Origin of the sequence: Streptomyces capillispiralis (genome assembly GCF_007829875.1) — a bacterium.
In the GTDB taxonomy this organism is placed as follows: domain Bacteria; phylum Actinomycetota; class Actinomycetes; order Streptomycetales; family Streptomycetaceae; genus Streptomyces; species Streptomyces capillispiralis.
Window position 1 is genome coordinate 124,680 of record NZ_VIWV01000002.1, and the last position, 12,814, is coordinate 137,493.

At 69.1% G+C, this 12,814-nt stretch carries 13 protein-coding genes; 5 read left to right on the plus strand and 8 right to left on the minus strand.

Annotation, left to right across the window (positions count from 1 at the left end; all coding sequences use genetic code 11):
- Positions 1 to 41: 41 nt before the first annotated feature.
- The 3 genes from FHX78_RS35795 to FHX78_RS35805 form a co-directional block, all read right to left on the minus strand.
- Entirely contained in the window at positions 42 to 956 is a 915-nt protein-coding gene (locus FHX78_RS35795) for a dihydrodipicolinate synthase family protein (RefSeq protein ID WP_145872356.1), read from the minus strand.
- Positions 956 to 1,753 (minus strand): aldolase, encoded by a 798-nt coding sequence (locus FHX78_RS35800; protein ID WP_145872357.1) that lies wholly within the window; start codon positions 1,751 to 1,753, stop codon positions 956 to 958. The genes FHX78_RS35795 and FHX78_RS35800 overlap by 1 nt, the downstream gene beginning before the upstream one ends.
- Before the next feature lie 257 nt (positions 1,754 to 2,010).
- Positions 2,011 to 3,207 (minus strand): acyl-CoA dehydrogenase family protein, encoded by a 1,197-nt coding sequence (locus FHX78_RS35805; RefSeq protein ID WP_145872358.1) that lies wholly within the window; start codon positions 3,205 to 3,207, stop codon positions 2,011 to 2,013.
- Between the two features lie 115 nt (positions 3,208 to 3,322).
- Between FHX78_RS35805 and FHX78_RS35810 the strand changes: the two genes are divergently transcribed.
- Together FHX78_RS35810 and FHX78_RS35815 are read left to right on the plus strand one after the other, a co-directional pair.
- On the plus strand, positions 3,323 to 3,919 hold the full coding sequence (locus FHX78_RS35810) for a MarR family winged helix-turn-helix transcriptional regulator (protein WP_145872359.1): 597 nt from the start codon (positions 3,323 to 3,325) through the stop codon (positions 3,917 to 3,919).
- Positions 3,920 to 4,066: 147 nt separating this feature from the next.
- Positions 4,067 to 4,627, plus strand: coding sequence for a redoxin domain-containing protein (locus FHX78_RS35815; RefSeq protein ID WP_145872360.1), 561 nt, complete (start codon positions 4,067 to 4,069; stop codon positions 4,625 to 4,627).
- Positions 4,628 to 4,967: 340 nt separating this feature from the next.
- Here FHX78_RS35815 and FHX78_RS35820 read toward each other — a convergent pair whose 3' ends face one another.
- A complete protein-coding gene (locus tag FHX78_RS35820; protein ID WP_145872361.1) occupies positions 4,968 to 5,798 on the minus strand; it encodes a hypothetical protein in 831 nt (276 codons plus the stop codon).
- A gap of 549 nt (positions 5,799 to 6,347) precedes the next feature.
- On the opposite strand from FHX78_RS35820, the gene FHX78_RS35825 reads away from it, so the two are divergent.
- Positions 6,348 to 6,932: a sigma-70 family RNA polymerase sigma factor gene (locus tag FHX78_RS35825; protein ID WP_229924213.1), complete on the plus strand. Its 585-nt coding sequence runs from the start codon at positions 6,348 to 6,350 to the stop codon at positions 6,930 to 6,932.
- A gap of 118 nt (positions 6,933 to 7,050) precedes the next feature.
- The gene (locus FHX78_RS35830; protein WP_145872362.1) at positions 7,051 to 7,365 is read left to right on the plus strand and encodes a hypothetical protein; all 315 of its coding nucleotides are present in this window, start codon (positions 7,051 to 7,053) and stop codon (positions 7,363 to 7,365) included.
- 209 nt (positions 7,366 to 7,574) lie between these two features.
- On the opposite strand, the gene FHX78_RS35835 is transcribed toward FHX78_RS35830, so the two are convergent.
- The 4 genes from FHX78_RS35835 to FHX78_RS35850 form a co-directional block, all read right to left on the minus strand.
- Entirely contained in the window at positions 7,575 to 8,420 is an 846-nt protein-coding gene (locus tag FHX78_RS35835) for an endo alpha-1,4 polygalactosaminidase (protein WP_145872363.1), read from the minus strand.
- 181 nt (positions 8,421 to 8,601) lie between these two features.
- Positions 8,602 to 9,003: a DUF6009 family protein gene (locus tag FHX78_RS35840; RefSeq protein WP_145872364.1), complete on the minus strand. Its 402-nt coding sequence runs from the start codon at positions 9,001 to 9,003 to the stop codon at positions 8,602 to 8,604.
- A complete protein-coding gene (locus tag FHX78_RS35845; RefSeq protein WP_145872365.1) occupies positions 9,000 to 10,520 on the minus strand; it encodes a DNA primase family protein in 1,521 nt (506 codons plus the stop codon). Before FHX78_RS35845 ends, FHX78_RS35840 begins: the two co-directional genes overlap by 4 nt.
- Positions 10,517 to 11,560 (minus strand): bifunctional DNA primase/polymerase, encoded by a 1,044-nt coding sequence (locus FHX78_RS35850; RefSeq protein ID WP_229924212.1) that lies wholly within the window; start codon positions 11,558 to 11,560, stop codon positions 10,517 to 10,519. The genes FHX78_RS35845 and FHX78_RS35850 overlap by 4 nt, the downstream gene beginning before the upstream one ends.
- Before the next feature lie 690 nt (positions 11,561 to 12,250).
- Here FHX78_RS35850 and FHX78_RS35855 point away from each other — a divergent pair.
- A complete protein-coding gene (locus FHX78_RS35855) occupies positions 12,251 to 12,775 on the plus strand; it encodes a MarR family winged helix-turn-helix transcriptional regulator (RefSeq protein WP_145872367.1) in 525 nt (174 codons plus the stop codon).
- Positions 12,776 to 12,814 lie beyond the last annotated feature (39 nt).

The window sequence follows — 12,814 nt, forward strand, 5'->3', positions numbered from 1 at the left end:
AGAGGGGCCGGGACCCCCTCCCAGGGGACGGCTGTCGGTCCTCAGGCCGTGCTGTCCACGAGGGGGTGCGCCGACAGGTGGTCGAGCATCTCCTGGAGCCGCTCGGTCTCCTTGTCCGGCAGGGGCAGCAGCGGCGTCCGCGGGTAACCGGCCTCGCGATCCTGGATCTGCAGTCCCGCCTTGATGGCCCGCGGCAGGCCGTAGCCGACGATGAACTGCAGGAACGGCAGCAGTTCCGCGAGGATGGCATCGGCCCGCTCGTCGTCCCCGCCCGTCGCCGCGGCGTACAGCTCCAGGGCCCACCGCGGGACCAGGCAGGGCGATGCGGTGCACCAGCCGACGGCGCCGGAGCGGAAGGCCTCGAGCGCGACCGGGTTGTTGCCGTTGTAGACCGACAGCGCACCGTCGGACAGTTCACGGATGGCGCGGAAGCGGGCGACGTCGCCGGAGCTCTCCTTGACCATGGTCAGGTTCGGGATCTTGCGCGCGAGGGCGACCACGGTCTCCGGCCGCAGGTCCACGCCGCTGGTGCCCGGGTTGTTGTAGAGCATCAGCGGAAGGTCGGTGGCTGCCGCCACCGCGGCGTAGTGCCGCTCGAGTTCCGCCTCCGTCAGCTGCCAGTACACCTGCGGAAGCACCATGATCGCGGTGGCTCCGTTGCGAGCCGCCACACGGGCCCGGCGAACCGTGCCCTCCGTGCTCCAGTGCGAGACGCCGACCAGGGTGGGAACCCTCTTCGCGACGGTCTGCAGGGTGGTCTCGCAGACGGCGTCCCACTCGTCCTCGCGGAGGTAGGCGCTCTCACCGGTGCTGCCCAGCGGGGCGACGGCGTGACTGCCCGCGGCCACCAGGTCCTCGGTGAGCCGGCTCAGCGCGGCGAGGTCGACCTCGCCGGTGACCGTGTCGAAGGGCGTGATGGGGTAGGAGATGACGCCCTTCAGGGGCGGGTTCGCCATCAGAGTTCCACCGTGCCCGAGACGCAGTCGGGGTGGTTGCGCAGGGCCCGGCGCGCGTAGTAGGCGAAGTTCGCCTTGTTGCGGCGGTCGGTGGAGGTCCAGTCGTGGGCCTCACGGGCCAGTTCCGGGTCCAGCGGCTGGAGGGTGCCCGCCGCCATCGCGAGGAGCTGGAGGCGCGCGGCGCGCTCGATGAGCATCGCCAGGTTGCAGGCCTCCTCGACGGTGGCTCCGGTCACCAGCTGGCCGTGATGGGCCAGGAGGATGGCGCGCTTGGCACCGAGGGCGCCGGCGATGATCTCGCCCTCCTCGTTGCCCACGGGGACGCCCGGCCACGTCTTGAGGAAGGCGCAGTCGTCGTACAGGGGCGTGGTGTCCATCTGGGAGATGACGAGCGGAACTTCCAGCATGGCGAGCGCGGCGGTGTGCAGGGAGTGCGTGTGGACGATGCAGTTGACGTCCGGCCGGGCCTGGTAGATCCAGGAGTGGAAGCGGTTCGCGGGGTTGGCCATGCCCTCCCCCTCCAGGACCTGCAAGTCCTCGTCCACCAGCAGCAGATTGTCCTCGGTGATCTCGTCGAAGCCGAGGCCCAGGCGCTGGGTGTAGTAGGTGCCGGGTTCCTGCCCGCGGGCGCTGATCTGCCCGGCGAGCCCCGAGTCGTGGCCGCCGTCGAAGGCGATGCGGCACGTCAGGGCCAGCTTCTGCCGCGTGGTGAGCTTCGAGTCGCCGAAGAAGTCGCTCATCTGCCGTTTGGCCCGGTCGACGAGGACGTCCTTCGAGTCCTGCAGGGTGCTTGCCATTCTCTGCTCCAGTTCCGAGGCCCTGCCTGTCGCGAACCCCGTGTCCGGTGTGCTGCTTGGAGCAACACGTGGAGGAAACAGTGTTCACGATAGGACACCTTGTGTCCTCACGCAAGACCGACGTTCGCGCGGCCTCCGCGCGGGCCGGCGGCACGGAAGCGCCGGCGGGTGGGCGGCGGCACCGCCGCCCCTCTTCACCTGTCAGGCGTAACGGAACAGCGAAGTGCCCCGCTCGGGATCCTCACCGGTCCGGCACTTCACAGCAGCCCGGTGCGAAGGGGCAGGCCGAGGAGGAATTTCCCCGCCACTTCGTACATGGCCGACTTGATCTGCGCGTGGGCGGTCATCGTGTGCGCGTCCCTGAAACGACGCTGAAGCGGAGACATGCCATAAATGGCCGATCCGCCGCCGAGCTCGTACATCGACGCGGTCACTTCAGCGGCGGTACGCGCGGCATGGGCCGCGGCCAGGCGCAAGCCCACTCGCACCGCGTCCGGTACGGGCGCACCTTCCCGCGCGGCCCGCCAGGCGTCGTCGACCGAGCGGTAGAACAGCAGACGGGCAGCCCTGAGGGAAGCCTCCGCCTGGGCCACGGCGGTCTGGGTCCGGGTCCGCTCGGCAAGCGAACGGCCCGATCCGAAAGGCTTCTTGACGGCGGCCAGCACCTTCAGGTCGTCCATCGCGCCACGGGCGTTGCCCAGTGCGGCGGCCGCCACCGCCGCGGCGAAGAAGCCGAAGAGCGGGAACCGGTACAGCGCTTCGGCTCCGGCCGGGAGTCCGTCCACGACCGACAGGATGCGGTGACCGGGAACGAATACCTCGTCGGCCTCGCAGTCGTGGCTGCCCGGGCCCCGCATACCGATGGTGTTCCACGTGTCCAGGATGCTCAGTTGCGAGGTGGGGACCGCCACGACCCGCAGCTCCGGCCCGGCGGTTTCCGCCGGGCCGTCCGCCGCTTCCAGCACACACCCGGCGAACAGCCAGTCCGCGTGGGAGACACCGCTGCAGAACGTCCAGCGCCCCGACACCACGACGCCGCCATCGACGGCCCTGGCACAAGCGGTGGGAGACCACACCCCTACCGCCGTCGACCGCGGATCGCCGAAGACTTCCCCTGCCCCTTCCGGCGGCAGGTAGGCGCTCAGAAGGCTCGACGTCATCGCGATGGCGACGAACCAGCCCGCGGAGGCATCACCCCGCGCGACCGACTCGGCGGCACGCAGCATCACCGAAGGAGGCGCCTGCACCCCACCGACCGAGCGCGACACTCCGGTACGCAGCAGTCCGGCCCCGACCAGTTCACGGACGAGGGCCGCGTCCAGGGCCCGCCGCTCCTCGCCCGCCCCGGCCAGGGAGCCGGCCAGCTCGGAACTCCGCAGCACGGCATGCCGCAGCTCCTCGAAGCCGCTCCATACACCGTCCGCCGCCTCGGCCACCCCATCGATATCGCCCATCTGCCCTTCCATCGATACTCGTACGTGCTGATCCGAGCGCCGGCACGGCGCGAACACCGCCCATTTAAATTGGCACTGCCTATTATTACCATTCCGACCCGACCGGAGGCTGCACATGACAGACGTTCCAGGCACGCCCGCCCATGAGCAGCTACTGATGGGGCTCGTCCGCCTCGGCCAGGCCCTGCGCATCAACAGCTACCGCAACGCGGGGGCCTACCGGCTCTCCCCCTTGCAGGCGGACATCGTCACGCTGCTGGCAGGAGATCCACGGCCGCGGCGGCTGAGTGACCTCACCCACGCGCTCGCCTCCTCGCCTCCGACGATCAGCGACGCGGTGAAGACACTGACGACCAAGGGGCTCGTCGAGCGGCAGCGCGACCCCTCCGACGCCCGGGCGGTCTCCCTGACCCTGACGCAGGACGGGCACATGGAGGCGAGTCGGCTGGCACGCGTACCGGAGGATTTCGGCGACGCGATGTCGACCCTGACGCGGGACGACCTCGCCGCCATGCTGCGCGGCACGAGCACCATGATCAGGTCACTGCAGGACCGCAAGGCCATCCCCCTTTCGCGCATGTGCCTGACCTGCCAGTTCTTCCGCCCTGAAACCCACCCCGGCACCGACAGGCCGCATCACTGCGCGTTCGTGGACAACCCCATCGGGGACGCCGAACTACGCCTGGACTGCCCCGACCACTGCGAGGCCTGAACGGCCGCATCGACACCCGGCGCCATGGGAGCACACACGGCGCACCCCCACCCGGCCCTCAATTAGTTAGGAGTCCTATACACTTCGGGAGTACCGCATCGTCGCCGGGTGCCGCCCCGGCCGGCGCCCGATGACGAAAGAGGAGACATGTCTACTTTCCGTGCCACGCAGGTGCATCGCGCCGCTCCCTCCTGGGACATCAGCCAGTGGCTCAACTCCGATGAACTGGACCTGAAGCAGCTCCGTGGCAAGGTCGTCCTCCTCGAGGCCTTCCAGATGCTGTGTCCTGGATGCGTCGCGCACGGGATTCCGCAGGCGAAGCGCGTGGAATCCACCTTCGCCGGGGCCGACGTCCAGGTCATCGGACTGCATTCGGTCTTCGAGCACCACGCCGCGATGACCCCCGTGGCGTTGGAGGCGTTCCTCTCGGAGTACCGCGTGACGTTTCCGGTCGCTGTCGACCGGCACGCCGAGGACGATCCGACGCCGCTCACGTTCGCTCGGTACGCCATGCAGGGAACTCCGACCACCGTGCTGATCGACCAGGAGGGCAGGCTGCGCATGCAGCGGTTCGGCAGCGTCGACGACCTGATGCTCGGCGCCTCCATCGCCACCCTCCTCGAGGAGCGGCGCGTGGATGTGGCCCTGGCCGAGGCCGCCGGCGGGGACGCGGGCGGCGTGTGCACGGTGGGCGGGGAGTGCGGCTGACGCCGGAGGCGGTTCTTCCCCGGCGCCCCGGAGGCCGTCCGGGCCGCGCCCCTTGGGCCGGCCCGCGTGACGGCCTCTTTGCACGAGCGGGAGTCCGGACGGCTCGACGGCGGCGATCGGCGAGCGGTTCTCTTCCAAGGGGCCTGCTCCCCCGGGTGACCCGGAGGAGGCGCAGGCCGGCCGGAACCGCCCGCGGAGGATCCGGCCCGCCCCCTCGACCTGCCCAAGGTCGTAGGGGGCTTTCTTCTGCCGTGGATGCGGCGCGCGGGCCCATGTGGCCCCGCCCCCGGCATCGGCCGGCGACCGGAGGGCCCAGCCGGCAGGCGGGAGGCGCGGAAGGTCAGCGCTTGAACTGGCCCGGCATGGAGAGGTCGCCGGACGCGGAGTCGAAGACGTTCTCCACCCGCAGCAGCGGGTCGTGCAGATCCGCGTTCACCTTGAGCGCGGCGGTGACCCCGTTGTAGGAGAAGCTGGAGGGAAAGCCGAGTTCCTTCGCCGGCACCTCGATCGTGACCTTCTTCCCCGTGAGCCTGGTGTCGTAGTCGGGGCTGTCCAGGAAGATCGGCACGTTCGGCCAGGTCTTCGGCAGGTCGGGCGTCTCGCCGGGCTTGATGTCCCGCACCTTCAGCGCCCCGTCGGGCCGTGTGGTGTCCGGGACGAGCACCACCCAGTGCGAGTGCCACAGACCGCCGTCGTCGTCCTTGCGCCCGTTTCCGTCCTCGTCGTAGAGGGGAGTGTCGTCGAAGTCCGGGTGACTGGTCGCGGCCAGGGCGAGCACACCGCTGTCCTTGGCGAATCCGACCGACGACGGGTTCAGCGAGACGGGCCAGACGTAGCTCAGGACGGAGCTGCCGGCGAACTCCCCCACGGTTTCGGGCTTCACCGATCCCGCCTGCGCCCGCACCCGCTCGGTGAAGACGATCCGGTCGCCCTGCCGGCGAACCGTCGTCTCCACCAGGTCGAACGCGGCCGGCTCGGCATCGCCCTTCTCGGAGGTGATGCCCTTGCCGTGATGACCGTGATGTCCCTTCGGGTGGTGGTGGGCACCACCCGAGGAGTGGCTGTGCGAAGCGTGGTCGTGCGGCCGGCCGGTTTCGTCCTTCTGGAGAGCGGATCCTGCGACAGCTATCGCGGCTGTCAGGGCTGCGGCCACCGTGCCGACAACCGCCACGCGCGTGACCGTCCGACGCCGCGGGTGGATCCGATCGGCCTTGTCCGAGGGTGCCATTGTCTGTCCTCCTGGATCGGTTGGGGAATCGCTGCTGATACCGACTCGGATGCCGCCGGACCTGTTCGGGAAGGCGTCCACCCGTGCTCCCGTGCTCCACGGAGTGCTGACCGCCGGATGCCCGAGGTCGGCGGGGGGCCGGTATCGAGTCGAGGCATGGGTGGTCCCTCCGGCTGACGGACACCCACTTATTTAGCACTGCCAACTATAGGGATTTCGGTTCGGATGGCAAGCGTCGTCATGCGGTGTGCGCCCTGCGCTCAACGGCACCACCGGCGCACCGCAGGACGGGGGTTCCGGCCACGGTGGCCGCATCGGGCGGCCTCCGGTTCAGCAGGCGCCTAGCCGCGGTTGCGGCGCTGCACCAGTCATCCGTCGGCCAACAAGGAAACGACAATCTTTAGCCAATGGCTTCCGGAGAGTATTGAGCGTGCTCTCGATCCACAGGGCAGGCACGCCACACAACCGCCGGAACACGATTGGGCACCACCCATGATGGGGACCACGGAGGTCGGGGCTCTTCCTCCTGCTCCCGGCGGAGTGCCCCCGGGGCACTCCGCCGGGCCGAACACCGACTGCGACAGCTTCGTCCAGGCCATCTATGACCAGTACGGCTCTGAGCTGCAGCGCTACGCGTCACGTCTGCTCAACGGGGACTGGCACAAGGCCGAGGACATCCTCCAGGAGACGGCGGCCCGCGCCTGGAAGCACGCCGCCTTCCTGAAGACCCAGGGGGAAGGGCTTCGCCCGTGGCTGTTCACCGTGACCAGGAATCTGGCCCTCGACCACCACCGCGCCCGACGCCTGCGTCCGTTGAAGCTGATGCCGGTCGAAGAGCTCGACGCCGTCTGGGAGAGCCCGGACAACGTGCTCACCCTCCACATGGTGCTCGACGCACTGCAGGACCTGAACGAACAGCAGCGGACCATGATCAGGCTCATGTACTACCTCGAGTGCAGCGTCGCCCAGGCCGCGGAGCACCTCGGCATCCCGCCGGGAACGGTCAAGAGCCGCACCTTCTACGCGATGCGGGCCCTGCGCAAGGCTCTGGAAGCACGGGGGGTGCTCGGCGAGTAACCGGCCACCGCCCGGTGCCGCGCAGTCCGGATCCGGTGTCCCCGGCCCTCGTTCGTGAACCTTCCGGCCTGGGAGGACGTTTCAGCCGGAGCAATCGACCGATACCGGAGGAGTCGCCGTGCGCTGTCGACAAGCCAGAGAAGAGATCGCCGTCCAGGTCCTCACCGGAGGCCGGCACCAGGAACTGGACGTGATGAGCGCAGAACACCTCGACCGCTGCAAGGACTGCTCGGCGGAGCAGCGGCGGTTCACCAACGTGGTGGAAGTGCTCTCGCACGTCGCTCTGCACCTGTTCGACCACGCCACCGCGCCCGCCCCTCACTCCGGTCCGGACCGACGCGGCCCGAGCCGCCGTCCGGAGGGGGCGGGGCCGGCCCCGGGCACGTGTGAGGCTTCCCGCGGCGCACCGGAAGGCACCTCTGTGGCGCAGTAGGTGAACCGGGCTCCGTCCTCCACCGTTGTGCCAGTGCGGACGGGTACGCCACGACTCCGCTGGGAACGGGCGGTGTTGACCACGATCCCCCGTGGTGCCCGGCCCCGTCCTGATGTACCGCCACGTGTGAGCCCTCCCCCGGTTTCACACGTGGCGCGGTCCCGGCCGGTGCGGCCGCACCTGCCGGGACCGCATCATCACCCGTGGCCTCAGCAGGTTTCCCGGATGTACGTCTCGCTGTCGGGCTCGGACACCTCGACATCACGCCTGACCACGCTCACCCGGTCCGCGTAGGCGCAGGCATTGCGCATGCCCTCGTCCGTGTACTCGATGAAGATGGCATGGTCGCCGAAGGCTGAGACGTACCGGCCGCACTCGTTCCACCGCGGGTCGCCGCACTCCTCGGCGATGGCGAAGTCGAGGCCGTTCCGCTCGTGCTGACCGGCCAGTTCGACCGTGTTCTTCTGGCCCACGGCCAGTCCCTTGCTGTGTGCGTACGACGAGAGCAGGCGGATGTAGAGCTGTGCGTCGTCGGCGGTGATGGCGCCGCCCACGACGTCGCGGGCGTAGGTGTCGTAGTTGTCCAACTCGACCGCGTCGAAGCCTTTCTCATCGCACAGGTCGATCTGCTTGTCGATCTCTGCCGCGATCCGCTCGCGCTTGCCGTCCTCGGAGATGTCGAGGATCACCTCGTCCCAGTCCGGGTCGATCACCACAGTGCCGTCTTCGCCGGTCAGCAGCAGGTCCTGGTCCCAGTCCTGGGGGCCGCCGACCTCGCCTTCCTCCTGGGTCTGGAAGGCATTGACGTAGCAGATGTTGTACAGGTCCGGTACGGGGGACTCCTTGACGTCGCGGGTGACGACCTCCACATCGTCAGCCGGCTGGTACGGGCCGCCTATCTGGTAGTCGAACGGCGCGTTCACCGGGGGAAGGGTGACCGTCGGAGCGGCTTCGGAACGGAACGGGCCCAGCAGGGCGGCGGCAGTGCCGCAGGCGGCGGCCACGGCAAGGCCGACAACGACCTTTCCCGTACGAGTCCGGCGGTGGGAGCGCATGGGTAACTCCTTGGTGGGCTGCGACGTGACGGCGAGGGGCGGAGAACCACGGTGCCCCGACGAGGCGTGCTGCGCCCACCCTAGAAACGATCTCCGCGAGCCCACAACGCGAGCCTTGTCAAAAGCTTGGCGCCGGCCGCCGACTCCCCTGCGGAGTACGTGTTCACGGTGCGTCCGGCGCTCACAGGGGGAGAGTTATGCCCAGTTGCTGCATGGCCGTGGAGGGCGGGCCGCCTTCGGAACGCTCGGTCTTGTAGCCCTTGCTCCGTGGTTCCAGAGTGCGGGGGTCCACCGCTTCGGCAGGCGCGCTCTTCGCGTAGAGCCCGTCCGGCTGGCTGTCCCTGTCATGGGGCAGGAGCCAGAACACACGGCGACGGAAGGTCCCTGACTGGCGGGACGGCTTGGCGGTCGAGCCGAGGATGGCGTAACCGACCATGCGTCCGTCACGGTGGTAGGCGGGCCTGCCCTTGCGGGTGGGCAGCCGGTCCAGACTCTGACGAACGTAGTCAAGGTTGTCGGTGTCTTCCAGCCACACGAGCTCGGTTTCGTGGCTGATCTCGTCCTCGGTGATCAGGGAGCTCATGTGCCGGCGTCCCTTTCCTGGTCGGTGAGCAGTCCAATGCCCGGGTAGTGCTTGCGCTGGTTGGACAGGATCATTTCCTTGGGCGAAGCCAGTCCCACGAGTTCCCGGGTGCGGGCCGCGAAGGCCCTCGAGGACATGACCGGTGCGCCCTCATTCTGGCACCACGTCTTGTAGGCGGCGTAGAGAGCCGTCTGTTCGGCTCGCAGGTCGGGGCCGAGCACGCAGCACTCCTCGTAGAAGCGTCCGGTGTGGTCCTCGGTCTCCGCGTAGGCCGTGGTGGCGATACGGACGCGTTCGGGACCCGTGAGGTCACGGCTGCCCGCGAGGTAGCGCCGCGCCCCGTCGATGAGCCAGCCGAGGATGCCGGGGCCTTCCTCGGTCACGAGGATGTCCGCCAGGTTGTCGATCTTGCGGTGGTCGGGCACGACACGTTCGAAGGGAATCAGGCGCATACGGCGCCAGAACGCGAAGCCACCCGTTCCCACTTCGGGCCGGTGATTGCCCAGCAACCACAGTTTGTGAGTGGGTTCGAAACTGAAGAAGTCCTGCCTCATCCGGCGGGCCTTGATGCGGTCACCACCGGTCAGCAGTTTGACCCGTGCCTCGTCGAACTTGTCCCCCGGCTTGACCTCCGAGCACACGATGACACGGCGGCCGTGCAGCTCCGCCAGGTCAGTGGGGTGCCCCTCGTACGGACGGGACATCAGGAACCCGGGCGGAGCGGCGTCCGCGTAATCGCCGAGCAGTTTCATCAGGACGTCCAGCAGGACGGACTTGCCGTTCTTGCCGGAACCGAACAGGAACGGCAGGATCTGGCCACCGACGTCACCGGTCACGGAGTACCCCAGGAGCAGCTGGAGATAGTCGATCATTTCCCGGCCCTCGGCGTCATCGCCGAACGTGTCAGTCAGGAAGCGTTCCCACCGGGGGGTGGGCACGTGCTGCAGGCCGACCGTGGTGGAGCGGGAGTGGAAGTCCTTGTTCGGATCCGGGGTTTTCACCATTCCCGTACGCAGGTCGACGATCCCGTCCGGAGTGCACAGGGCGTAGGGATCGGCGTCCAGCAGCGCGGCGTTGAGCACCATGCCGGGAGCGGACTTGGCCTGCGTGAGCATGGCGTTGATGCCCGTGGTGGACAGCGCCCGGCGACGGTGCTGCTGCAGGGCGGTCGTGGTGAAGACGCCGCGGGGATCGTGACTGGCGATGCTCTCCGCGAGGTCACCGGCCGCCCAGAGCACGGTGTCGTCCTCGTCGATCTGCCAGCGGGTGGTGTCCCACCGGTACCAGCCGATGCCGGGAACGTGCCGGTAGTCGTTGGCGTACAGCTTGACGAACAGTTTGGCGTTGCCCCGGTCGGACAGTGTGTCCGGCAGCAGGCCCTCCGCGGTCGCCTCACCGGTCTCAAGGCGCTGGGCCGGGGCCGGCCGGGGCACCACTGCGGAGCCTTGGGCGCGGATCTGGGCTGCGACGGCTTCGGGGTCGAAGTCGAAGAGGACTTCCGGCTTGGAGGACGTCATCGGTGCCCTCCCGTGTTGTGCAGGGGTTTCCTGAGGCCTGCGGCGAGGCCGCTGCGGATGATCTGTTCGATACGCCGCTCCTGTCCCGGGCGAACCCTTGCCGCGGTTTCCCTGAGGGCCTGTTCGGACTCGTCCCGGGGCAGGCGGCCTGCTGCGACGAGCCCTCCGAGGGTGAAGGCGGCCCGGTTCAGCGCGTCGGAGAACCCCGCACCCTCGCTGGCGCTGCCGCAGGCCTCCACGGGAGCCAGGACCGTACCGAGGACATGGCGCAGCCCCTCGCGGCCGCCGCCCGCGGCGAGGACCGCCTGGCGCGCTCGGGGCGGGACCGGCCTGGGGGCCGGAACGGTGGGCTCGGGCAGATGACCGGTGCGCTCCAGCTCCTGGGCGAGCCAGAGGGGCAGGGCGGCGGGCTCCCGGACGTCACCGACCGGCCTGTAGGCGCCGTGCCGCGTGGTGGTGCCGGGAGCGATGATGTAGCTCCCGTGAGCCCGGATGTCGACCTGCCAGGCCAGGGCCCGGCCCGGGCTGGAGCCGACGGAGGACTGCCAGCGGCGCGCGTCCGGAGCCCGGTACCAGACGTGCATGCCTCCTGAGGGAGTGCGGACGCGCAACGTGGTCTCGTCGTCGGCCGGGCTGCGGCGGCCGCGCAGTGCGGCCAGGACGGCCAGGGCGTGGAAACCGGTGGCCAGGCCGGTGAGATCGACGTGGTCGGCGATGGGGATACCCGGCAGGAGGCGGTCCCGGCCCGGGGGCGGAGCGGTGTGCGCGTCGATGTCGATGACGACCAGCCCGGCCGGGCCGCAGGAGACGCCAACACCGAAATGGGGATGACTCCCCCACCACCGCTTGATGCGCTCCTGGTCGAGGGTGGCGGCGTGGAAACCGTGGCACCAGCGGCCTGCCCGGATGCAGGGGCAGGCTCCGGCCGAGTGGGTACGCGCACGGCAGTCACCGCAGTTTCCGGCCGGGGTCTTGCGGCCCGCGGCGAGGGGATGCACCGGCCAGCCCTGGCGCGCGCACCAGCGCGCGACCGCCGGCATCTGCTCAGCGACTGGCGGCTCAGGGGCTGACGCCCGTGAGTCGCTGTGAAGAAACCGCAGCTCATCAGGCATTCTTACCCCCCATCAGCGACCGAAGCGACTCAACGACGGACACAGACTAGCGAACGAGGCCGGTGAGACCGTGGAGCACATGCGAAAACACCGCGACGCCGTGTCGATGATGCGACAGGTAGGACATGAGCCAGCGACCCAACCATCGGCACAGCGACTGAAGCCCGTTCGGTCGCTCCTCAGCGACTCAGGTAAAACCGCAGGTCAACGCTGTGCACAACCCTAAACAGCGACTGAAGCGACTGAAGCCTCCTATATATGACGCACACGCACACACATAATGGCTTCATATATGCGGTACTTCAGTCGCTTCAGTCGCTGATCCCTTACAGGGACCCCTCTGGCCTGCGGTTTTGTCGAATCTTCCGGCAGCGACCAAAAGCTGCTCAGTCGCTGCGCTTCAGTAGCTGACCCTCCACCCGGGCCGGGAACACAGCGACTGAGCGACTGAAGACCGGGCGGCCCCGTCGGTCCTCGTCAGGCTTCCCCTCTCCCGGGTCGCTTCGGTCGCTGCGCTGACGCCCGCAGGGTCGACCGCCGAACCGAAGAGACTGGAGCGACGTTCAAGCGGTGGGTGCCCGGCGGCGCGTACGGGCCTACTGACCGCAGAGGACTTCGATGACCGTCGACTCCCGTTCAACAGCAACACCGCCCCGCCCCCAGGCCTGGGCCGGCGAACCCCTGTCACTCGTCCTGTACGTGGCGTCCCGGGTACTGGCCGCCCGCTGCCGCCCTCGTCTCGGCGAACTGGGTCTCACCTTCCCGCAGTACCTGGTCATGCTCGTCCTGTGGGAACGCGGGCCGGTCACGGTCACTGAGCTGGGGGACGTCCTCGGCCTGGACTCGGGCACGCTCTCCCCGCTGCTCAAGCGCCTGGAGTTCGCGGGGTTGGTCGACAGGCGCCGTCAACGGGAGGACGAGCGCAGGGTCGAGGTGTCCAGCACCCCGGCCGCTGACGCCCTGCGCGGCCCCGCTCAGGAACTCGAGGCAGACGTCCGCGCCGCGCTCCCCCACATGACCCTGGCCTACGAGGACCTGCTGCGAGCCCTGCGCGAACTGATCGGCGGTGGCCGCCCGCACGCACACGGACAGGCCGGTGGGCCACGGAGCGAAGGCGCCCCCTCGGGGAGTCCCGCGCGATGACCGTCCCGGTGTGAACCGACCCCTGCGGCTGGTCGTAGA